Genomic DNA, 23803 nt, shown 5'->3' with positions numbered 1-23803 from the left:
ACGAACACCATGGAATACAAGATACCCAAGGAGCAATTCCTGAACTGGCTGCGCGAGAAGCCACAGACCTTTGGCTGGGACTGCATCGTCGCCTACGACCGGGCCAAGACCAACAGGGTGCTGCGTCAGGAGTACATCGAACGTTTCGACAGCGGCGACTACCTGGAGCCCATCTCTGGCGACATCTCCACCTCCACCCTCACCAGCGAGATCATCTACGACTACATCCTCGACGCCGGTCGCCTGTCGTTCGTGAACTCCAACATCGCCTTTTCCAGGGCTCACCTGACCCTGCGCATCGTCAGCGGCGCACAGGTGTCGCTGGAAAGCGCGCCGGGCAGTCTGATCAAGCAGGTGGCGCGGATCAGCGCTATCGATGCCCTGGACGGGCCTTCGTTGATCATGGACATCAACCTGCTCGACGTCGAGGGTGACATCAGCGACAGCGGGCGGGTGTGGATGAACCTGCTGGATGCCTATAACGTCGAGTTGACCTTCGCTCGCTATAAAGAGGAGCGGGTGGCGGGTGGCAAGTACCTGATCGAGCACTTCAAGAAACTGCCGCCGGAGCAGCAGATTCTGGTACTCAACGAAGTCCAGCGTGACCCTGGCCAGTACATCAGCCCCAGGTACTTCAACGTTCGCACCCACGCCGCGCCGGGCGCACGGGATCCCAAGTCGGAATTCCATGGCTCGGGCGCGGTGTACCTGTTCATCACAACGGAAGACGGGAAAAACGGCACCATTCCGGTACGTGACGAGGACATGACCTACCTCCTGCCGGATGGTGCCTCGGCCACCATGCTGCTCGCCCACTCGTTCCTCATGCACAAGATCTTCTCCGAAGGCTGCCGGGCCATTGCCGACGCCAACAGCGATTTCGACTACGTGCTGGAGGGGCCGGAGCTGGACTTCGTCGATCAGCTCAAGGTGCTCAAGGGGCGGCGCACCGGCGAGCAGATCAGCACACAGCGCGAGTGGTACAGCGCCATCAGGGTCTTGCCGACATTCCCTCTGGCTTCGGACCAGTCGCAGATGACCTGCACCTTCAAGAACGATCGCATTCATGTCGAGTGGAAAGGTCATGCCGAGGCCGAGTCGTACCTTGAGACCTTCACCGGCGTCAAGTCGGACCTGCCGATCGATGTGTCCTGGCATGTGATCCGCTCGTTCGGCGTGGTCTTCGACCAGGCCAAGGGTACGGTCAGCCTGGTGCCACTGGACGAAACCGACCTGAAGATCATCAAGGTGGCGCCCGGCGCCAATGGCGAGATCAAGGAAATCGCCGAGAAGTTTTCCCTGATCACCGACCTCATCGAGCCGATGCTGATGGAGCAGTTGTGGAACACCTTGGAGGTGTTCGGTGAGCCAGCCAGCGAAATCGACGTGTTCCGCCTCAACAGCCTGCTGTTCAGGGGAGACAACGCGGTGGTTCTCGATAGCGTGCACCTGCCGGGTGACATGGCGCTGCTCGGCCAGGTATCGCCGACCCTGACCCAGTTCGCCATCGAACCGCTGGAGCCGATCATCGGCCCCGGAACCCAGCAGGTGTTCAAGACCGTGCCGGAGCGCAAGGACGTGGTGTGGAACGTCGTGGCCGTGCCGGGCGCCACCGGACCCACCGGCAGCATCAGTGCCAGCGGGGTGTATACCGCGCCAAAGCTGGAGGACATGCAAGGTGCCTTCACCCGGGTGCGGATCACCGCCACCGCCGGCGAGTTTCGCCAGAGTGCACTGGTCACCGTGGTGTCCCGTGACCTCAATCTCAACCCGGTGATCCAGATCTGCCCGGCCGGCGATCCGAATGGGCGGCCGCTATCGGCCAGCGGGCTGAACGGCAGCGAGCTGAAGTGGACCATCGCCGACCCGAGCAATGGTGCGAGGGTCGAGCTTGACCCCGAGGAACACGGCGATCATCTGTTCTTCCCGGGACCCCAAGGCGAGACCGGCATCACCATCGAAGAGGTGGTGGTGGAGAACCTGGCCACCAGGACGAAGCAGTCCAGCTATGTCGTGGTGGTTCACGGCACACCTATCGTGAAAATCCATTACGAGGAAACCGGCGATCCAAACAAGGTGCAGTTGAAAGCCACCATGGAAGACAACGAGATGCCGGGCGCGCCGAGGACGTGGACGATCCTCCACGGTTCCGGAAGCGTCGATGCCCAGGGTGTACTGACCATAGATGCCAGCGGGCAACACAAGTTTTGCGTGATCAAATGCGTCATGGACCTGTTTGGCACCTTTTTCACCGGCTGGATACTGTTGCCCATGCCCCTGGTCGATGTGCAGGAAGGGCTGCGGCTCCAGCGCCTGTGCCTGTCCAACGACGCAACCGACGCTTGAGGGAGGATCGATCATGTCCGAGCAAACCCTGGAGCAACTGCTGGCGCATATGCGCGACAAGCCGATTACCCTGGGCTGGGGGGCGGTAGCTGCCTTTGGTCGTGACCGCCTGAATGACTTTCTGCGCCAGCAACACGTGGAGGGCAATAGCGATTTCCGCCTGAACAAACCGTTCAGCGCACGCGTGTCGCTGGACCCCGACGGGGTGGCAATGGCTACCCTGACCGACCTGGTGTTCGGTCCGCCGCAGGTGTCGTTCGTGTCGTCCTCGCTGCCAGGGTCCGATGTCACCCTGACCCTCGACGTCGTTGCCGGCACCTTCAGTTTGATCGGTGAGGCCACCGGGTTGCCGCGGCGCCTGGCACACAGTTTCGATTTCAGCGAACACAGCGGCTTCCGTTTTTCCATGGAACTGGACCTGTCGACCATCGTCGCCGAGGTGGACCGTAGCGGACGTTTCGCCCTCGACCTGGCCAAGGGTGAGAAATGGAGCTGCAACCTGGTCGAGGAGTGGCCGGCACAGGAGGCCCTCGGCACGGCCATCGCCGACTATTTCAAGGACCAGCCGGCCAACAACCGTACCTTCGAGCTGGGCGGCCTGGACTTCAACGGCTACCACCCGTTGAGCCCGGTGTCCTTCCACCTCTGCGCCCAGCGCGCGCCAGGTACCGAAGATGGCGACGGTGCGCTGATGGTGTTCACCCGCCTCAAGGGCATCGACCAGAACGGCACCCTGCCGGCCAACGAGGGCGACTTCCCGTACCTGATTCCCGGTGACCGCTCAGGCGGAAAGCCGCTGTACTCGGCTGCGCTGGTGCTCAATAGCGAACTGCTCGAGTGGGTCGACGAGCAACAGCTCGACGTGATCAAGCGCATGGTCTTCCCTGGCCAGCAGGCCTTCGTCGAGGCGACGGGGGGGCGTCACGAGCCGCATGACCTGCTGATCCTCGGCAACGTCCCGGAAAAGGCGCAAAGCGCGACGATCGAACCTCTCTACAGCAGCGTCAAGGCTGGCGGGCAGCGCCAGTTCCGCCTGCGTCGCGGCGATGGCAGCGAGATCAGCGGTGCCTTGTGGAGCACGCGCAGCCTGGACAGTCCGCTGGCGGTGGGCAGCATCAGCGCTGGCGGACTGTATACCGCTCCCGCAGCCACGCTGCTGAGTCGCGACAGCGTGCCTGCTCTGGTGGTTGCCGAATACATGCTCGACAACCGCTTGCAACGCTCTACGGCAATGATTACGGGGCGTGCCGAGCTGATGAGCGTGGTGCCTCGGGTCAGCACCTTGGGGCTAATGGACGGCCCGGTGGACATCCATGTCTCGACCCTGAGCGGTGGCGACCTGCAGTGGGAACTGCTGGCACCGAAGCTGGGCACGCTGGAGGTGAAGGGCAACGGCCATGCCGTTTACACCCCACCCTCCGCCGTGGAAGCGCTGATCACCTTGCAGAAGATCCGCTGCACCGACAAGGCCACCGGCGAGACCATCGAGTCGGCCATGGTGGTACTGCGTACTGCGCCTGCCGGGGGGGTCGAGCCACCGTTCGTACCGTCGATCCGCCGTGGCAGCAGCGTGCCGTTCCACAGCACCAACATCCCCGACGAAGTGGCGCACTGGCGCGTTATCGGCGAGGGCTCGATCGACGACAAGGGCCTGTTCATGCCGCCGGATAATGTCACCTCGCTGGTCAGCCTGGTGCTCTGCGAAATGAAACCTGCCCCGGACGGGCCGGTGTTGATCACTGGGTACGCCGTGGTGCAGCTTTCCGAAGCACGGGAGCAGGTGCACTGGCAGGAGCTGGACAAGTTCTCCGTGACCGCGCCTGGCGGGTTGAGCCAGTGCTACATCAATGGCATGCAGCAGATCCCGCTGACGATCGAGGTCATCACCAAGCCGGTCAACATCGGCGGCATCGATATCTACATTCCCTTGAGCGAGACCGAGCTGGCCTCGATGCGCCTGGTGGACAACAGCAGCGGCGAGATCGCCTTCCTGGACATCGCTCAGGACGGTATTGCGCACGACAGTCCGATCCCCTACGCCGTGCATACGCGCAAGAACCGCTTCCACTTGTACTCGCCGACCGTGGCCGGGCTCAACCCGTACCAGCCGCTGCCACCTGCACGCAACGCCGGGCAGCGTTTTCGCGAGTTGTTCCTGCATGCCCGGGTGGAGGGCTCGCGGACCTTCTACGTGCGCTTCACGGATGACTTCGGTGGTGTTCACAGTTCAAAGGACTTGGTGGGCGAGGGGCACCAGGTCGAGATCACCGGCGAGCAGATCCCGGCCGTGGACCCGGTCGTCGGGCCCAACCGCGATTTCGACATCATCCGCACCCGGGTCTTCAACGGCCCGGGCACGGACGGGCCGAATGGCGATGACCCGTTCAACTACCGCCTGACCTCGGTGGACTATTGGGACGTGATCTACAAACGCACCGGAATCTACACGGTGCCGTTCTCCACCCTGGAGATCGAGGGCAACGTCTCGACCATACAGTGGGAAAGCGAGCAGATCAACGAGACGTTCTTCAGCTTCACCGGCTATGGCTTCTACCCGTACCCGACCCCGGGCGACGATAAGCCGCCGACCCGGCTGGGCTTCGATCCTTACTTCCTCTCGTTCAGCCGGTTCGCCGCAGGGACGCCGATTCGCGAGGCTTTCGAGGAAAGCCATCGACCCTCGCCCGGGGAGCTGATGATCAGCCTGCACCGGGAGATGGACATGACGTACTGGTACGACGAGATGGCAGAGGGCGACGAGCGCCGCATGTATCGCAAGATGCTCGACGGGCCGGTGGTCTTCGTCCTGCGCGACGTGGAGGGCAACCGTCACCGTCTGCAGGTGGGTTTCCCCTCGTCGACCTTGATCGACAGTCGCAACTCCCTGGTGCTCAACATTCAGTAGCACCCGTTCCCGGCCGAGGCCCGGCGGCAGTCCGCCGGGCCCTATCGCCCGCTGTTTTCTTTGTCAGGGACCTCGCCATGACCACTTCTTCCGTTGTGCGCTCCAACGCCTTCAACTTCATGAGCTACATGAACAACAGTGTCGATCCGCGGACCGGTCAGTACACCCTGTCCATCGATCTGCCCGAGCTCAAGGCCAATGCCCTGGCCGGTCCGGACATGCCGCTGCGGCTCGACTTCAATCCGCTCAATACCGTGGACAGCGGCTTTGGCCTGGGCTGGAACCTGCGCCTGAGCCAGTTCACACCCAACGACCAGATGCTCTCGCTGTCCACCGGGGAGAGCTTCAAGGTCACCGGCACCAGCGGCAACGAACCGCCGATCAAAGAGAAGAAGCTCGACAGCTTCCGTTTTTTCAAGGATGACGACGACACCTTCCGGGTGGTGCACAAGTCGGGCCTGGTGGAAACGCTCAAGGCCATGGGTACGGGGCTCAACCGGGTCGCCTTGCCGCGCTGGATCCATGGGCCCTTTGGCCACGCTGTCGAACTGACCTATGCCAGTTTCAACGGCATCCAGCGCCTGGCCAGTATCGCCGATATTAGCGGCGAATTGCTGCGTATCACCCGGACCGACACCAGCGTCAAGCTGCTGCTGCCGCCGTTTGATGACCAGCCGTTGAGCCGCTTCGAGATGAAGCTGACCGACAGCCTGGTCGTGGAAATCGTCCTGCCGGTGCCCGAGCAGGCCTCCTGGCGCCTGCGTTACGAGACGATCCGCGGCATCACCTGTGTGCGTGAGGTCGGCACGCCACTGGGCGGCCGTGAATACATCGACTACAACGACGCCGGCCATGCCTATCCGGGCAGTACCGACCGGCCCAATCTGCCGCGGGTGACAGAGCACCGCATCGACCCGGGCTCGGGCCAGGACGTGCTGACCACGCGATACGGCTACTCGAACGAAAACTTCCTCGGCAATGGCGCCAATATTTCCTGGGAAGACGATGGCCTGGACCAGTTGTACAAGGTCACCCATACCTACGAATACACCAGCACGGCCACCCATCTGCTCGACGGGCAGTCAACGCGCGAGGTCAAGCGCACCTTCAACCGCTTCCATCTGATGACCGAGGAAGCCACCCTTCAGGGCACGTGCCTCAAGCGTGTCGGCACCGAGTATCACCAGCGCGACGTGCCCTTTGACCAGCAGCCACCGATCTTCCAGCTGCCTCGTCGGATCGATACCCGCTGGGAAGTGGTGGGGGATGCGACAAAAACGAGGCTGGAAACCGTCGAAACCGATTTCGACATCCATGGCAACCCGACCCTGGAAATCCAGACCAACGGCGTGCGTACGGCCAGCCTGTACTACGCAGCGGCTGGCGAGGATGGCTGCCCGCCAGATCCAGACGGCTTTGTCCGCCATCTCAAAGAGCAGACGGTGACCCCGGCCACCGGCGGCGAGGGCGACGCGCCAGTGCTGACCACGCGCTACCGCTACCAGGCGCTGCCACCTCTGGCCGGTATTGCCAAGAACCCCTGGCTGGTGTTGAGCAACGAGGACCTGTCGGACCGTGGAACGCCGCTGCAGCAAGCCTTTCACGAGTACTTCGACCGACCTGGCGATGCACTCCTGCATGGCCGCATGAACAGCCAGAGCGCCACCTTGAATGGCCTGAGCACCTTCACCGACTACCGCTACGAGGTCCTGCCGGCCGAGGGCGTGTTACAGACCCACGAAACCCTGACCGGCTTCGATGACACCATCAAGACCCTGGTTCTGCAGCATGCCCTGCTGATTGGCGAGCCGGTGCAGACTCATGACGACAGCGACGTGGTTATCCGCTACGGCTACGACCGCTTGCGGCGGGTCACCGCGGAAACCGTGGCCCCCGACACCGAGTTCGAGGCTACCCGCACCTACGCCTACACCCTCACCAGCCTGGATGGGCAGAAGGCCGTGCAGGTGGCTACCGATGTCAAGGGCGTGCAGACCCGCAGTTGGGTCGACGGGCTCAACCGCCAGGTCCTCGAACAGCGCCAGGATGTCGATGGCGACGGTACCTGGCGCGATACGTCCAGCGCGCGTTATGACGGCCTGGGGCAACTGCGCGAGAGCTGCGAGTTCGACTGGCTGGCAGAGCGCTCGCTGACGTTGAGGAACCACTACGACTACGACGACTGGGGCCAGCAGCGCGCCGTCCGGGGCCCCGATGACGTGGTCAGTGTCGAGGAGACCGATCCGATCGGTACCCCGGCCTCTCAAGGGCCGATTACCCGGGCCTGGCAGCAGAGCGTCAATGGCGGCTCGCGCAGCGGCGAGACGGTGACCTGGGTCAACCTGTTCGGCAAGCCGGTACGCAGCGAGCGTCTCGACAACCAGGGCACGCAGGTCAGCCTGCACGAGTATTTCTATGACGGCCTGGGGCGCACCCGGCGCGAGGTAGATGCCCTCGACCATGTCACCACATACGCCTACGACGCCTTCGATCGCCTGGTCGAGAATGTGCTGCCGGGTGGTGCGGTGGTCAGCCGGCGTTTTGTCGAGCACAGCGACGAAGACCTGCCGACCCATATCAGCGTCGACGGACGGGAGCTGGGCCAGCAGCATTTCGATGGCCTGTCGCGCATGGTCGGCAGCATCACCGGTGGCCGCCACCGGATGTTCAGCTACGAGCCTGGGCGCATGCAGCCGCAGACCGTGACCACGCCGGCGGGGGCGTTGATCACTTATCAGTACCAGCCGCAGCTCGGCGAGGAGCCGATGAGTCGGGAGCTGGCGCCCGGGGTCGCGGCCAGCTATGTCTACGACCCCAAGAATGCCCGCCTGGTCAGTTGCGAGGAGCAGGGGCAGATTCTGGAGCGGGAATACTTCAGTACCGGCGACCTGCACATCGAACGCCGCCACGAGGATGGTCAGGTCTACGAGATGGAGTACCAGTACAGCCTGCGCGGCCGCCTGCTGAGCTACACCGATGTCCTCGGCCAGACCCAGACCTACGAGTACGACAGTGCCGGGCGCCTGGTCGCCACCGGGCTGGACAGCATTGTCTCGTCCTTCACCTACGATGCCCTGGGGCGCATGTCCACCATTCAGACCAGGGACAACGACGAGCAGGTGCACGTGACCCTGACGTACGACGATTTCGCCCGGGAGACCCTGCGCCACTTCGACTTTGGCACGGGGAGCCAGGACCTGAGCCAGGAATGGACGGCCGTGGACCGCCTGAGCAAGCGCACCCTGCTGGAGGATGGCGTGCTGCTGCGCGACGAGGACTATGAGTACGACGAGCGCTACCGCCTGACCGGCTACACATGCGCCGGCGTACCGCCGCTGGATGCCTACGGGCAACCGGTGCAGGCGCAGCAGTTCCGCTTCGATGCCATGGACAACATCACCCGGGTGCTGACTACGTTCCCCGGTGGACAGAACCGCGCCGACTACTACTACGACAATGACGACGACCCGACCCAGTTGACCCGCGTGAGCAATGATCACGAGGCCTATCCGCAGGAAATCCTCCTGCGCTACGACGCCGACGGCAACCTGGTGAGCGACGAGCAGGGGCGGCAACTGGACTACGATGCCCTTGGCCGTCTGCTCAGTGTCGGCGAAGGCGATGGCGTGCTGGCCGGCAGCTACCGCTACGACCCGCTGGACCGTCTCGCCAGCCTTGCCGGCGGCGCCGAGGCCGAGCAGCGCTTCTACCGCGAGGAAGAGCTGGCCAACGTGCTGCAAGGCGATGGTGGCAGCACCTTCGTGCGCGGTGCCGGCAACCTGCTGGCCGAGCGGCAGTCCGGGGAGGTCAACCTGCTGCTGGGCTGCGACCAGAAGAACACCGTGCTGCGCGAGAGCGTGGCGGGGCAGGGTGTCAACCTGGCCTACACCGCCCATGGCTATCGCAGTGCCACGGTTCAGGCACGGCTCGGCTTCAATGGCGAACTTGAGGAGCGGGAGGCGGGGGGGCAACTGCTGGGAAAGGATACCGACGCTACAGCCCGGTCCTGATGAGGTTCAACGGGCCGGACGATCTCAGCCCGTTCGACGTGGGTGGATTGAATGCGTACGCGTACTGCAATGGGGATCCGCAGAATCTGAGTGATCCGAGCGGGCATGCGTCCCCCTGGCCGCTCCTTTTCGCTGGGGTGTTCGGGATAGTCGCGGGCGTTGCCAGTGTCATTGCCATTGTGTCTGAGGGCGAAAAACGCAACAACTGGATCGGCGTGGCGGCGGTCGCCGGGGTTCTGGCCGTGGGCTTCGGGATTTCCGTCGGTCTGAAAAAGGGTGGCAACAAGAGCAGGGACTTCATGAGCAGCAGTCGGAAAGAGCCGAAACTTCGCACGGGTCAAAGCGTTTCAGACGATGGAAAGAACTCGTCTGGGGTGGCCGTCAAGGCTCAAGGAAAAGGCGAAGCAAGCGAGGCTCGTGAGATCGGCAGAGGATTGGATGAATACAAATTCCAGTCCTCGTCAACCAGAGAATCGTATTTGGTGACGCTGCCGGTGGACCAAAATAGTCTTCGCAGCAGTGTATTGGGGGGCATCCCCCTCCTGCTTCCGGAGGGCGTCCGCAAGCCCGTGCCGAAAATGGCTGGTAACAAGAAAAGGCGACTCAGTGACATTCCGGAGGAGACTTCAAGCATCCGGTCTTGATGAGTCCGGAAGACGTTACGCCCCTGTTGCCGCCTCCTTGAACAGGAGGCGGTTTTCTTTGAGGCCGGGTCCCTCCGACCTGTCATTTCTGCCAGTTACGCCCTTCCCCCCGGGAGTATTAAATGACTCCACGGCTGTTCGATCCGGAACGGTAGTCGCCGTTTTCTCGACGGGCCGAACACATGGAGAGGGTGACCACAATGTCAGAGTCAGAACAGCAACGCCTGGCCGAGCAGTCCCGCCGCGAGTTCCGCAAGGCCCAGGTGCAACGCCATCGCAAGGTGCAAGACCTGGCGCCGCCCCTCCTGGATGCTGGAGTGATCGTTGATCCCGCGGACAATACCTTGCACAAGAACGCTTTGCTCAATGACCTTGCGGTCACCATCCCGGTCTACGACAGCACGGCCGACCTGCTGCCCGGTGATGTCGACACCGTGTATCTGGAGTGGGCAGAGGCCGGCAGTGGTGCATTCGAAGTGTTCGACAGCATGGAGGTCACTCCGCCTGTCGAGGGCCTGTTTCCGCTCAACCTGGTTCTTCCGAAGCGGGAGATGGAAAGGGATGGTCCCTACGAGCTGCGTTACAGGATTTTTCAATACAACTTCGAAACGGCGATATCGCCCGTCCTGGGTGTCATTTGCGACAGTACCCCGCCCTGGGGCGAGGTGGACGACGAACCGCCGGCGATGCTGATGCCCGGTGTGCCGATCACCGATCAATACCTGGTGGACAACCCGGCCGGCGTGGTGGGGACCATTCCCGATTATCCCGACCGCCAACCCAGGGACACCGTGGTGTACTGGTGGTTGAAGGACCCCATTCCCGACGACATCACCCAGATCCCGATTGCCGGCATTCACGAAGTGACCGGTACGCCCGCCCGGATCACCGTCGATCCTGGCATCGTCCGTGAGGCGGGGGACGGCGGGTGCTACCTCGCTTATGCCTTGATCGACAAGGCGTTCAACCGTAGCCGAATTTCCTTTCCGACACCGGTTGCGGTGGCGCTCGGGCCCTTGCCCACCGACCTGGCAGCGCCAGAGGTGCCACTGGCCAGCGACGGGCTGATCAACCTGATGGATGCCTACCTGGGCGTGGTGGTGCATGTCCCGCTCTATTCGGGCTGGAAGGCGACCGACCGGGTCGAGGTCAAGTGGGGCGCGACCGATCTCTATGCTGAGGATGTCGGTTCGCAACCGGGTACGGAGATCCAGGTGAGGGTGCCTGCGGCTACGTTGAAGGCCGAGTACGGCGATGCCACCGGGTTGAAGGAAACCCGCGTCAGCTACCGGATCCTGCGCGGCACCGTGGCGTTCGATGCGCCTTTCACGCTGGTGGATGTGGACTTTTCCCTGATCGGTCCGCCACGACCTGAGCCCGATCTGACCTGGCCGGATCCGGTCAACGAAAGCCTGACGCAACTCGACACCTATGGCGCCGTCGACAACGCGTTCAACCACTTGACCACGGCGGATACCGGGCTGCCGGCAAAGCAGGTCACCTATGCCTTCGTCGGTGCGCAGTCAGGCGACACCATCGAGTTTTATTGGGGGGACGAACTGGCGTATACCCACACGATCCAGAGTTTCGAGTTGCCCGAGGGGGAAATCGGCGTGCAGATTCCTTGGGAGATCATCGAAAGGAAAGGCAATGGTCCGGCAGTTCCCGTGCATTATCGAATCGGCTCTCCGACCTCCAACAACAAGCAGCACTCGAAGACCTACCACGTCCATGTCGAGGCCGTCGTCCTTACACCGCCGGCACCTGAATACCTGGGGCGCAACCCGGCCAATGGCTGGCTGACCTGTGTTTCACTGTATGAAGACCCGCTCAATCCGCACCCGCTGGAGCCTTGTATCCGCGTCCAGGTGCCTGATCTGAGCACATGGCTCAAGGACGGTGACAGCGTGACCTTGACCTGGACGCCGTGGGATCGCCGTCAGCCGGGAGAGGGGCAGGTCATCGCCGACGCTGTATTCGAGGAGACCATCACCCTGGGCGGCCAGAATCCCGCTACTGGCTTTATCTGGCGAGTGCAGCCTTACGATGAATACATCCTTCCCATTTACCAGCCAGGTGTCAGTCGTGATGGCCGTGGGGTGACGAAGTACTCTTTCACTTATGAAGGAGACACTGTTACTTCGCTGGAGGTTGACGAAGTGGTTTCGATGCATATCCCAGGAGCTTCGTGCCCGATTCCTCCAACTCCGCAAAAAAAGTAAGGTGAGTCTGCCTTGAGCCCAGGCGCTTCGCGGGCTCAAGGTGCGTTGAATTAACTGCTATATATTGGAGAATATTCCTACATAAGTTTTGGGTTGTCGTCTGTAGTCTCGCGGGCCTTTGCGAGTGGACCCGGTTGCTTGTCGGCTTGGTTTATCGCTGTTGCCAAATGCCCTGCGAGATTTATTACCGATGCCTGTGACTTTCCCGTTCAAACCCCGCCCGCTGGTTCGGGTTCTGAAATTCGCGGTCTTTGCGCCGCTCGTGTTGGCCAGCGAACAGGTGTTCGCCGGGCTGGTGATTGGCGACGAAATCATCGATGGCAGTGACCCTGTCGACAATTATGTTGTGAGCCCGGGATCGAGCCTGACGGCCAATAACGCTACCACTCGGGATATCCGGGTAGAGCCACGCGGCACCTTGGCGCTGAATGGCACTACCGTGACCGCCACCGGTGCGCCCGGCGTGTCCCTGGTCAATGCGACGGGGACCCTCTCCGGCAGCACCATCAGCAGTGATACCGTTGGCTTGTCCGTGGGGCGTACCGGGCCGGATGGGTCGAGTGCGAGCGTGATCAACAGCACGATCACCGGAGGGACTCGCGGCATTGCAGTGTCCACCAACAGCACACTGCATCTGGAAAACACCACGGTCACCGCCACCGGCGCGACCGGCTACGGGATCGAACTCTTCGGCGGCCGCGTCGATGCCGTTGGCAGTACGATCACCGGTGGCGATAGCGGCATTCGTATCCGTTTCGACCCGGCGTTGGCCGGCAGCGCCACTTTGAACCTGAGCGCTACCCACGTCGAGGGCGAGGCGGGCGCGGCCATCGTGGTCGGTACCGTTCCCACCCAGGCGGCCACGGCTGACATTTTCGTCGGCAACGGCTCGACCCTGACAGGCGCCGACGGCAACGTGCTCAAGGTAATCAGCGGCTCCACCGCCAACATGGCCGTGGACAACAGCCACCTGGTGGGCAATGTGGTTGCCGAGGAGGGCGCGACCGCCAACCTGACCCTGCAGAATCACGCCACCTTGACGGGCTCATTGGACAAGGTCGCCAGCCTTACCCTGGCCAGCCAGGGTCAGTGGAACATGATCGAGAACGACGAGGTCGGCAAACTGGTGATGGACGGGGGCATGGTCAAGTTCGGCGAGACCGACGCCTACTTCCGCCTGACCGTGGAGAACCTCTCCGGCAATGGCACCTTCATCATGGACACCGATTTCTCCACGGGGCAGACCGACTTTCTCGACATCACCGGCGAGGCCACTGGCAACCATCAACTGCTCGTGGGCAGCAGCGGCGCCGATCCTGCCCAGGGCGTGCAGATCCATCTCATCCATAGCGCCTCAGGTGATGCGCACTTTTCCCTGGTCAATGGCCAGGTCGACCTTGGCACCTTCTCCTACGACCTGATCCAGCACGGCGACGACTGGTACCTGGATGCCTCGATGAAGACCATCAGTCCTGGCACCCAGACCGTGCTGGGCCTGTTCAATGCCGCTCCGACCGTCTGGTACGGCGAACTGAGCACCCTGCGCAGCCGTATGGGTGAGCTGCGCATGAACGGCGGCAAGGCCGGTGCCTGGATGCGCAGCTACAGCAATAAGTACGATGTCTCCGCGTCGTCCGGCACCGCTTACAAGCAGGTGCAGCAAGGCTTGTCCTTCGGTGCCGACGCGCCGCTGCCGTTCGGTGACGGCCAGTGGCTGGTGGGCCTGTTGGCCGGCTACAGCGATTCGGGCCTGAACCTGGCCCGTGGCTCCACTGGCCAGGTCAACAGCTACTACCTCGGTGGCTACACCACCTGGCTGGACCAGAGCAGTGGCTACTACTTCGATGCGGTGCTGAAGCTCAATCGCTTGCAGAACGAGTCGAAGGTCAACCTCAGTGACAATTCTCGCGCCAAGGGCGACTACGACAACCACGCCTTGGGCACCTCGCTGGAGTTCGGTCGCCACATCACCCTGGACGAGGGCTGGTACGTCGAACCGTATACCCAGCTGTCCGGTGTGGTCATCCAGGGCAAGAACTACAGCCTGGATAACGACATGCGCGCCGATGGCGAGCGTACTCACTCCCTGCTGGGCAAGGTCGGTACCACCGTGGGCCGCAACTTCGACCTTGGCGAAGGCCGCTTTGTGCAGCCGTACCTGCGGGTCGCTTATGCTCATGAGTTCGCCACCAACAACCGGGTGAAGATCAACGACAACCGTTTCAATAACGACCTGTCCGGGGCCCGCGGCGAGCTGGGTGCCGGGGTGTCGGTGGCGCTGGCGCCGAACCTGCAATTGCACGCCGATTTCGACTACAGCAAAGGCGAGTACATCGAGCAGCCGTGGGGTGCCAGCGTCGGGTTGCGCTATAGCTGGTAAGCCTTGTCCGCGGTCGCGCAAGGCGACCTCTCGACCTGCCGCGAGCCCTCAGGTGCGCGGCAGGTTTCTTGTTTCTGCGGACCTGATATTTCTGCCAGTTATGCCCCCACTGTTCTTACCGGAAAATGGAGTACGACACCCGTTCGTGCGGGAACCGATTCGCTTTCTCGAGGAGAGCCACCGATGTCGAGTTCTTTCAACGCCGAGCCCCTCGTGCTCGCGCCTGCCATTGTCGAAGCCCTGCTGGACGATATAGACGGTGGCCAGCCCAACCTGCTGCCCTTCGAGGCCACCTTGGCGCCGTTGCGCGTGGAAATTCCGATGTGGGGCAACTCGGACCCTTCGGCGGACACCCCTGAAACACTGATCCTGCTTTGGAACGGCAACGAAGTCGAGAGGCGCAACTGGACCACTCCGGTGCAACCGGGCGACCTGTTTCTCCGCATCGCCAGCGAGTACCTGGCGGAGGGGGTGCAACGCCTTGAGTACTGGGTACAGATCTACAACGGCGAGGGCGCCTATGGCCAACCGTTGCTGATCACCATCGACAAGACCGCGCCGGTGCTGGGCCCGGACCAGGGGGCGCTGCTGTTCCCGGCGGAAATCGTGGCCGATGGCGTGACGGTGGATTACCTGGAGGACAATAACGATGAGGTGCACGCGCAGGTGCCCGATTACCGCGAATCGCGGGTTGGCGATGTGGTCACCTGGTACTGGGACAGGCAACCCTTCGAGTTCAACCGGGTGGCCTCGTGCACCTTGTACGAAGAGGATATCGGCAAGCCGCTGTATCTGACATTTTCCGGGGAGATGATCCGCGAGCGCGGCGATGGGGCCCGCTACGTCCACTACGAGGTGCAGGATCGTGCTGGTAACTCGCCCGCTGCGTCGCGCCCGGTGACGCTTCAGGTAAATGCCACGCCGGTCCCTCGGGTGCTACCGTGGCTGGTGGTAGACGCCGCCAACGGTGTCGGCGAGCAACTGGTGCTCGACCCGGAAAAGGCCGTGCGCGGCGACATCCTGGTGTCCCTCGATCCGGCCACGGTGATTCATCCCGGTGAGGCGGTCTGGGTACAGTGGGGCGAGCCCGGTAGCTTCGGGGCCTTTCGTGGTCAGTTGAACACCGATAGCAATCCACGTGCCTGCCTGATCCCCAAGGCCAACATCGCCATTGCCATCGGCAAGACTGCGGCGCTGTACTACGAAGTGAGCAGCGCCGAACAGTTGCTGTTTTCCACGCCACAATGGGTGAGGGTACTGACCTTTCCGGTGAGCGATATGCCTACGGTGCAATGCTATGGGCATATGGGTGATGGCACCCTGAGCCTGGCCTCGGTACCCGCCGGCGGTGCAACACTGACCCTGCAACGCTGGAAGCTGATCGCCACTCAGCAGATGGTGCGCATCGTCGTCACCGGGGTGGCAGCCACAGGCGGCAGTATCCGTCATGAAGCGCTGCACGATCACCGGGTCACCGAAGCGGAACTGAGCAGTGGCATCGGCGCGGACGGCCGCGTGGTGATTGCGAGGTCGTTCCTGACCCAGCTCATGCTCAATCAGGTGTTCAGTGTGAAGGTGTATGTAAGCTTCGACCTTGGGGAAACCTGGCCACTGGACGTAGCCCCCAATTTCCCGACGCTGACGCCACGGCTGACGTCCTGAGGTTGCGCAGGGCCGGTGCCGTTCGCAGCTCCCGTGGTTGTCTCAGCGCAGCTTGATAAGGCCCAAGGCCAGGGCCTTGAGCATCGCTGCGCTGCGTGAGTTCACGCCGAACTTTCGGCGGATGTTGCAGAAATGGAAATTCACTGCCGACTCGCTGCATTGAAGGATGTGAGCGATCTCCCAGGACGTCTTGCCTTCTGCGCTCCACTGCAGAACCACCTTTTCCCGGAGAGTCAGCTTGATCAGGTCTTGCGGAATGAGTTGCGCACTTTCGCTGGAGGCGCGGGTGCGTGTAGTTCCCAGCATTGGAGATGCGAACATGGAGAGCTCCTGGATTTTGCTTGGAATTGGCATCCTTCGGATATCGATGCGACCGGGACGGTACGGGGACACTTATATCGCCGTTTGCTCTGCTTGAAACCTGACAAAAATATCAGGCGGCGCTCTGCTGGCACGCTCGCCTGCGACCTGCGGATGGCGCAGGTCACCTGATATTTTTGTCAGTTGTTGCGTGCTTGGTGACTTGCTAGCGTGAAGTTGTACAAGCCGCACTCTTTGCGAGGAGGAAGTCATGGCCGGATATGAGGGGCTGCATACCCGTTCGATGGATCTGCGTCAGGTACTGGACGAGTGCAACTTCAGCTATCAACTGGATTTTGCCGAGTTCCAGGTACTTCATGACGCTGCCGACGCGCGCTTCGATGCTCTGGTCCGGCGTTATGGGCATCGCCGCGAGTCCGAGTCTCTGCAACAGTTTCAGCAGGCTTGCGAGCAGATGGCGAAGATGCTCCAGGTGTCTTGCCTGGCCATGCAGCGGGCCCAGCTCTGCGAGCAGGACCGGCATCAGGTGCGCGAGGCCTACGAGTACCAGGTGGCCTATATCCAGGCCTGCATGCACCGTTCGTTCGAGGGTTTCTGAACGGCAGGGAGCCGGTATTGCCGCAGTGCGTACCGTCCCCCCTGACCGGAGTGCCATCCCCGATGGCTGTTACAGGCATTGCCGAGGTACCGGTGGTTGCGGACAATCATTGTCAGTTTTTTCCGCATCAGGCCGTCCGCCATGTCGCAACCGATCTTCTTCGCTCACGCCAACGGCTTTCCCTCGGCCACCTACGGCAAGCTGTTCGCCGCGCTGGCGCCGGACTATCAGGTCGATCACCTGCCCCTGCACGCCCATGATCCGCGCTTTCCGGTGGGGGACAACTGGCTGCTGCTGGTCGACGAGCTGATCCACCACCTCGAGCGGCAGCCGCAACCGGTCTGGGGCGTCGGCCATTCCCTGGGTGGTGTGTTGCACCTGCACGCGGCGCTGCGTTGCCCGCACCTGTACCGCGGGGTGGTGATGCTCGACTCGCCGGTGCTGACCCTCGCCGACCAATGGCTGATCCGACTGGCCAAGCGCCTGGGTTTCATCGATCGCATCACCCCGGCCGGGCGTACCGAAGGGCGGCGCGAGGCTTTTGATGACCTCGACCAGGCCCGGGACTATTTCTCTGGTAAGTCGCTGTTTCGCGCTTTCGATCCGGAGTGCCTGGAGGCCTACCTGCAACACGGCCTGAAGCCGGAAGGCGAGGGCTGGCGTCTGCGCTTCGATCCGGCCATCGAGATGCAGATCTACCGCAGCATCCCGCACACCCGACCGGCTCATCCGGGCCGGCTCAAGGTACCGCTGGCGATGGTCCGCGGCCGCGACAGCCGCATCGTCCGTGCCCACCACGCCCAAGCGGTGCGGCGCATGCCGCTGGGGGAAAACCACAGTGTCGCGGGCAGCCACATGTTCCCCCTGGAGCGCCCGCAGGACACGGCGCAACTGATTCGCCAGCTGTTCCAGCGCTGGCAGGAGAACCCGGCATGAACCCTGGCGTCGAAGAGGTCCGCCTGGACCTGGGCCATATCGAACTGGCCGCACACCTCTACGGCCCCGCCGACGGGCGTCCGGTGATCGCCCTGCACGGCTGGCTGGACAACGCCAACAGCTTCGCCCGGCTGGCCCCCAGGCTGCACGGCTTGCGCATCTGCGCACTGGATTTCGCCGGTCATGGTTATTCAGGCCACCGCCCGCCGGGCGCCGGCTATGCCCTGGCCGACTATGCCCATGACGTGCTGCGGGTGGCCGCGCAACTGGGCTGGGAGCGTTTTTCCCTGCTTGGGCATTCGCTGGGGGCGATCGTCTCGGTGATCCTCGCCGGCAGCCTGCCCGAACGTATCGTACGCCTGGCCTTGATCGACGGAGTGATCCCGCCGGGTGCGGCGGCCCAGGATGCCGCGGAGCGCATGGGCATGGCCCTGGAGGCGCAATTGCGTCACGACAACAAGCGCAAATCGGTCTACCCCGAACTGCAACAGGCCGTGGAAGCGCGGATGAAAGGTATGGTCGCGGTCACTCGCGAGGCCGCCGAGTTGCTGGCTCAGCGCGGTCTGGTACCAGTGCCCGGCGGTTTCAGCTGGCGCAGTGACAGCCGCCTGACCCTGCCGTCGCCGCTGCGCATGAGCGAAGAGCAGGCGCTGAGCTTCGTCCGCCGCGTCGCCTGCCCGACCACCCTGGTGGTGGCCGACGATGGCATGCTGGCGCGCAACACGACACTGCTGGAGCAGCTACCCTTCACCTTGGAGCATTTGCCCGGCGGCCATCATCTGCACCTGAACGACGAAGCCGGTGCAATGCTTGTTGCAGACTGTTTCAATCGCTTCTTTGCCATTCCTTGACTTGCGGCGGGCAACTGCCGAGGCTTGGCGGGTTTTGATCAGGGAGACAATCATGACCCAGCACGACAGCCGCCCCCTTTCCCTTGGCCACGCCGGACTTGCCGGCGGGGTTCGCCGATGAACGCCGTTCGGTCTCTGTTTTGCGTTCTTCTGCTGAGCTCCAGCGTGGCCCATGCCGCCGCTGAGCTACCGATTCCCCAGGATGCCAAGGTTTTTGACCAGCAGCCGGCGAAGGAGCAGGAACGTGTCTATCCCTTGGGTCCGCTGCGCAAGATCAGCGGTCAGTTGCGCATGGAAGGCAAGGTCGAGGGCCGTGGTCAGGTGAGCTCCACTACCTGGCTGTTGCCGCCCGAGCGCAGTGCCGCCGATGCTTTCACCGCCGCCCGCGAGGCCTTGCAGGTCGATGGCGGTTATCCGCTGTTCTGGTGCGAGAAGCGCGACTGCGGCGAAAGCAGCCTGTGGGCCAACGAAATCTTCTCCAATGCGCGGCTGTATGGTTCGGACGAGGACCAGGCGTTCATCCTGCTGCGCCGCAGTGGTGATGACCATGACACCCTGGTCGCGCTGTATGCCATTACCCGTGGCAACAAGCGCGCGTACTTGCATGTGGAGCAGTTCGAGGCCAATCAGCCGCTCGGTGAGCTGCTGCCGACCCCGGCCACGGTGCTGCGCGAACTGCGCAGCACTGGCAAGCTGGATTATCCGGACCTGAATGGCGAGCCGCCGCAGACCTGGGTGTCACTGCTGGCGCGCAGCTTGAACCTGGACAGCAGCCTGCGGGTGGGCCTGACCGGGGCGAAGGCGGCGGTGTGGAGTGAGCAGTTGAGTGCGGCGGGTGTGCGCGCGGCACGGCTGGAGACCGGCGACAAGCCGGCTGCCGGTCTGCATGTGGAACTGATCCGCTAGATTCACCGCGTACCCTGTGGGAGCCGGCTTGCCAGCGATTGCGGCAGACCTGACAACATCTTTGCCAGGTCTGTCCTCATCGCTGGCAAGCCAGCTCCCACAGGGCCTTCGATAAGCCCGAGCAATGTGTTTTTTTGAGAGAGGGCCTCCATGCTCAACAACGATCGCCTGCTGGTGCAGATCCTCCTGCTGGCACTGCTGGGCGCTGCCCTGTGGGTCATGGCCCCGTTCATTTCCGCGCTGCTCTGGGGGGCTATCCTGGCCTATGCCAGTTGGCCGCTGATGCGCCTGGTAACCCGTCTGTGTGGCGGTCGCGAAACCCTCGCCGCCAGCTTCCTGACCACCCTCTGGCTGATCCTCGTCGCCTTGCCCCTGGTGTGGCTCGGCTTCAACCTCGCCGACCATGTGCGTGATGCCACCGCCTTCATCCGTGACGTGCAGGTCGACGGCCTGCCGGACCCGCCCGCGTGGCTACCCGGCATCCCCCTGGTGGGCGAGCGCCTGGTGGGCTATTGGAACACCATCGACCAGCAGGGTGCCGCCTTGCTGACCACGGTCAAGCCCTACCTCGGCCAGGTCGGCAACTGGTTGCTGGCACGCAGCGCGCAGATCGGCAGCGGCATCGTCGAACTGATCCTGAGCCTGGTCTTCGTGTTCTTCTTCTACCGTGACGGGCCGCGCCTGTCTGCTTTCGTGCTGCGCTTGCTGGAGCGCCTGGCCGGGGATCGCGGCCCTTACTACCTGGGGCTGGTAGCGGGCACGGTACAGCGGGTGGTCAATGGTGTGATCGGCACCGCAGCCGCTCAGGCCCTGCTGGCGCTGATCGGCTTCCTGATCGCCGGCATTCCCGGGGCGCTGGTGCTAGGCCTGGTCACCTTCATGCTCAGCCTGATCCCCATGGGCCCGCCGCTGGCCTGGATTCCCGCCACCGCCTGGCTGGCCTGGAAGGGCGAGTACGGCATGGCGATCTTCCTGGGGATCTGGGGCACGTTCATCATCAGTGGCGTGGACAACGTGCTGAAGCCGTACCTGATCAGTCGTGGCGGCGACCTGCCACTGGTGATCGTGCTGCTTGGGGTGTTCGGCGGGTTGCTGGCCTTTGGCTTCATCGGCCTCTTTATCGGCCCGACCCTGCTGGCGGTGGGCTACAGCCTATTGGTGGACTGGTCGAATCACAACAATCCGGCGAAACAGGCCTGAACAGCGTTGGGGCCACAAAGCGGCCCCAAGGTACAGCCTTTACTCCAGATCCAGCTTGGCCTCGATGCGGTCCAGATGCACGTGCATCAAGCGCAGTGCAGCCTCGCTGTCACCCTCCTCAAGCGCATCCACCAGCGCCGCATGCTCCTCCCAGGCGCAATGCTCGCAGCCGTGCTGCTCGTACTTGGCGATGATCAGTGAAGTCATTGGCACCAGGCCATTGAGAAAGCGCGTCAACGGCGCGTTGTCGGCGATTTCCGCAAGCTTGAGGTGGAACTCGCCGCCGAGGCGGATCGCCGTGCAGCGCTGGCCCTGTTCGTGGCTCAGGCGCTCGCGGGCGATCAGCTCGCGCAGTTGGCGCAGTTGTCCCGGCCGCGAGCGCTGCGCAGCCAGTTCGATCAAAGTGGTTTCTGCCAGCCGCCGTGCGCTCAAGACCTGCCGCGCCTGCTCCGGGTCCGGCGCCGCCAGGCGCGCGGTGTGGGCCGGGCGCTGGACGATCACCTGCTGGTCCGACAGGCGTCCCAGCACCCGGCGGATGACCGTGCGGCTCACGCCGAATGCCTCGCCGAGGGCCAGTTCGGTCAGTGGCGTACCTGGGGTCAGGCGCTGTTCGAGGATGGCGTCGAACAACTGCGGATAAATCTCTTCGGCGGACATCCGGCGTCCGCCTCCGGCCGTGAGGAAGGGCAGGGAGGTGTTCATCTTCGCGCTCCTGGAGTCAGTGACCCGGCTGCTCGTCCGGAATCTTCAGTTCGATGCCCATGCGTCGGCCTTCCTGCAGGATGTGCCGGCGCATCTGCGCGCTGGCCTGGGCGCTGTCCTTGTTGCGGATGGCGCGCACCACGGCTTCGTTCTCTTCCAGCCGCGCAGCCAGGTGCTCGGGTGACTTGCGCAGCACCTGGGCGCTCTGCTTGAGGGCGTTGCTGGTCTGCTGCACCACGCTTTGGAAGATCGGGTTGGAGGTCAGGGCGAACAGCGCCTCGTGGAAGGCGATATAGGCATTGACCCCGGCCTGGGCGTCGTCGGCGTCGAGGGCTTCGCGCATGTCCATCAGGGTCAGGCGCAACTGCCCGGTTTCCTGGCTGCTGATGGATTGCGCCACCAGCCCGACGATGAAGGGTTCGAGGGTGTAGCGCAGTTGCAGTACATCCTCCAGGCTTGCCTCGGCCACCGTAGCGGGTACCAGCACCGGCTCGGCACTGTCGGCGTCTAGCACCAGCACGCCCTTGCCGGGCATAGAGCGGACCAGGCCGAGGGTTTCCAGCACGGTCACCGCTTCGCGCAGGCTCGGCCGGCTGATACCCAGTTGCTCGGCCAGCTCGCGCTGCCCCGGGAGCATCTCGCCGGAGCGCCATTGTCCACGGGCCAGGGCCTGGCGCAGTTTGTCGACGACTGCGTTGACGACGGTCGATGAAGTGATCACGGGACGCTCCACGAGATATCAGTCATGTTTCAGAACTCTTGTTGATGGGCCGTCTTGCGTGGCTGGAAGCCGTAGCCCTGCTTGCCGCTGAGCACGTTGTTGGCGCGCTCCATGTCGATGTCCTTTTCCCAGCGGGCGATGGCCACGGTGGCCACGCAGTTGCCGATGAGGTTGGTCAGGGCGCGGCCAATGCCCATGAACCAGTCCACCGCCAGTACCAGCACCAGCCCGACCACCGGGATCGCCGGGATCGCGGTTAGGGTGGCGGCGAGGATCACCAGCGCAGAGCCAGGGATGCCGTGGGCCCCCTTGGAGGTCACCAGCGACACCAGGAGGATGGTCAGCAGGTCGGTCATGGCCAGCGGCGTACCAGTGGCGTTGGCGATGAACACGATAGCCAGAGTCAGGTAGATGGAGAAGCCATCGAGGTTGAAGGAGTAGCCGGTGGGGATCACCAGGCCCACGGTAGAACTGCCGATGCCCAGATGCTCCAGCTTGCGCATGATCTGCGGCAAAACGGCGTCGGACGAGGCGGTGCCGAGGACGATGGTCAGTTCTTCGCGCAGGTACTTGAGGAAGGGCAGCATCTTCAGGCCCGACACGCGCATCACCACGCCCAGGATGATCAGAACGAAGCCGGCGCAGGTCAGGTAGAACAGCGCCACCAGGCCACCCAGGTGCTGCAGCGAATCGAGGCCGTACTTGCTGGTGGTGAAGGCGATGGCGCCGAACACCCCGATCGGCGCCAGGCGCACGATCATGCCCATGATGCGGAAGATCACGTGACTCAGCTCGTTGATCAGCCGCGAGATGCCCGAGGCGGACTCGCCCACCAGGTTCAGCGCACTGCCGAACAGCACGGAGAACAGCAGCACCTGGAGGATGTTGTTATCAGCGAAAGCGCCGATCACCGAGGTCGGGATCAGGTCCATGAGGAACTGGGTGGTGCTGTGGATATGTTGGCCGCGTTCGGCAAGGGCGCCGGCGTCGCTGGTCGAGAGCTGGTCCAGATGGATGTTGGCACCACTGCCGATGCCACTGGTGAAGGCGAACACCAGGCCCAGGACCAGGGCGATGGTGGTCAGGATTTCGAAGTAGATCACCGATTTCAGGCCGATGCGCCCGACTTTCTTCAGGTCGCCGGCACCGGAGATGCCGCTGACTACCACGCAGAACACGATCAGGCCGATCAACATCTTGATCAGCTTGATGAAACCGTCACCGAGGGGTTTGAGTTGCAGGGAGAGGTCGGGGAAGCTCAGACCGCAGACAATGCCGAGCACCAGGCCGAGCACTACTTGGAGGAAGATCGAACGCGAGCACCATTTGAGCATGGGAGGGATCTCTGATCGGTGTCCGGCTGCCGCGGAGGGCGCGTCGGACTTAATTATTGTGGTCT

Annotated in this window: 16 protein-coding genes; 12 read left to right on the top strand and 4 right to left on the bottom strand. The window is 63.1% G+C overall.

The genetic code is table 11. From position 1 onward, the window contains the following. Positions 1-9: 9 nt before the first annotated feature. The 7 genes from AC5QPF_RS21730 (at position 10) to AC5QPF_RS21700 (ending at position 16169) form a co-directional block, all read left to right on the top strand. Positions 10-2346, top strand: a complete 2337-nt coding sequence (locus AC5QPF_RS21730; protein ID WP_494959831.1) for a hypothetical protein — start codon at positions 10-12, stop codon at positions 2344-2346. Positions 2347-2359: 13 nt separating this feature from the next. Continuing rightward, entirely contained in the window at positions 2360-5251 is a 2892-nt protein-coding gene (locus AC5QPF_RS21725) for a hypothetical protein (RefSeq protein WP_494959830.1), read from the top strand. 77 nt (positions 5252-5328) lie between these two features. Continuing rightward, positions 5329-9261 (top strand): RHS repeat domain-containing protein, encoded by a 3933-nt coding sequence (locus tag AC5QPF_RS21720; RefSeq protein WP_494959829.1) that lies wholly within the window; start codon positions 5329-5331, stop codon positions 9259-9261. Then, positions 9261-9905: an RHS repeat-associated core domain-containing protein gene (locus tag AC5QPF_RS21715; protein WP_494959828.1), complete on the top strand. Its 645-nt coding sequence runs from the start codon at positions 9261-9263 to the stop codon at positions 9903-9905. Before AC5QPF_RS21720 ends, AC5QPF_RS21715 begins: the two co-directional genes overlap by 1 nt. Before the next feature lie 200 nt (positions 9906-10105). Next, on the top strand, positions 10106-12127 hold the full coding sequence (locus AC5QPF_RS21710) for a hypothetical protein (RefSeq protein WP_494959827.1): 2022 nt from the start codon (positions 10106-10108) through the stop codon (positions 12125-12127). A gap of 190 nt (positions 12128-12317) precedes the next feature. Further along, the gene (locus tag AC5QPF_RS21705) at positions 12318-14507 is read left to right on the top strand and encodes an autotransporter outer membrane beta-barrel domain-containing protein (RefSeq protein ID WP_494959826.1); all 2190 of its coding nucleotides are present in this window, start codon (positions 12318-12320) and stop codon (positions 14505-14507) included. A gap of 183 nt (positions 14508-14690) precedes the next feature. Then, positions 14691-16169, top strand: coding sequence for a hypothetical protein (locus AC5QPF_RS21700; RefSeq protein WP_494959825.1), 1479 nt, complete (start codon positions 14691-14693; stop codon positions 16167-16169). 42 nt (positions 16170-16211) lie between these two features. Here AC5QPF_RS21700 and AC5QPF_RS21695 read toward each other — a convergent pair whose 3' ends face one another. Then, positions 16212-16490: a LuxR C-terminal-related transcriptional regulator gene (locus tag AC5QPF_RS21695; RefSeq protein ID WP_494959824.1), complete on the bottom strand. Its 279-nt coding sequence runs from the start codon at positions 16488-16490 to the stop codon at positions 16212-16214. Between the two features lie 250 nt (positions 16491-16740). Between AC5QPF_RS21695 and AC5QPF_RS21690 the strand changes: the two genes are divergently transcribed. From AC5QPF_RS21690 to AC5QPF_RS21670, 5 genes are all read left to right on the top strand, one after another. Continuing rightward, on the top strand, positions 16741-17088 hold the full coding sequence (locus AC5QPF_RS21690; protein ID WP_494959823.1) for a hypothetical protein: 348 nt from the start codon (positions 16741-16743) through the stop codon (positions 17086-17088). A 141-nt stretch (positions 17089-17229) separates the two neighbouring features. Beyond that, complete coding sequence (locus AC5QPF_RS21685; RefSeq protein WP_494959822.1) at positions 17230-18024, top strand: alpha/beta fold hydrolase; 795 nt, start codon at positions 17230-17232, stop codon at positions 18022-18024. Then, the gene (locus AC5QPF_RS21680; RefSeq protein WP_494959821.1) at positions 18021-18875 is read left to right on the top strand and encodes an alpha/beta fold hydrolase; all 855 of its coding nucleotides are present in this window, start codon (positions 18021-18023) and stop codon (positions 18873-18875) included. The genes AC5QPF_RS21685 and AC5QPF_RS21680 overlap by 4 nt, the downstream gene beginning before the upstream one ends. A gap of 117 nt (positions 18876-18992) precedes the next feature. Next, positions 18993-19781: a DUF4892 domain-containing protein gene (locus tag AC5QPF_RS21675; protein ID WP_494959820.1), complete on the top strand. Its 789-nt coding sequence runs from the start codon at positions 18993-18995 to the stop codon at positions 19779-19781. 150 nt (positions 19782-19931) lie between these two features. Further along, complete coding sequence (locus AC5QPF_RS21670) at positions 19932-20981, top strand: AI-2E family transporter (protein WP_494959819.1); 1050 nt, start codon at positions 19932-19934, stop codon at positions 20979-20981. Positions 20982-21020: 39 nt separating this feature from the next. On the opposite strand, the gene AC5QPF_RS21665 is transcribed toward AC5QPF_RS21670, so the two are convergent. Genes AC5QPF_RS21665 through AC5QPF_RS21655 form a run of 3 tightly spaced genes read right to left on the bottom strand, consistent with a single transcriptional unit; the run spans position 21021 to position 23738 of the window. Then, positions 21021-21683 carry an FCD domain-containing protein gene (locus tag AC5QPF_RS21665; RefSeq protein ID WP_494959818.1) on the bottom strand — a complete coding sequence of 221 codons (663 nt, stop codon included), beginning with the start codon at positions 21681-21683 and terminating at the stop codon, positions 21021-21023. A gap of 16 nt (positions 21684-21699) precedes the next feature. After that, positions 21700-22404, bottom strand: a complete 705-nt coding sequence (locus tag AC5QPF_RS21660) for an FCD domain-containing protein (RefSeq protein ID WP_494959817.1) — start codon at positions 22402-22404, stop codon at positions 21700-21702. 29 nt (positions 22405-22433) lie between these two features. Then, entirely contained in the window at positions 22434-23738 is a 1305-nt protein-coding gene (locus tag AC5QPF_RS21655; protein WP_494959816.1) for a C4-dicarboxylate transporter DctA, read from the bottom strand. Positions 23739-23803 lie beyond the last annotated feature (65 nt).

It is taken from the genome of Pseudomonas sp. Con_6 (assembly GCF_059379395.1).
This window is presented reverse-complemented; position numbering and strand designations above follow the sequence as displayed.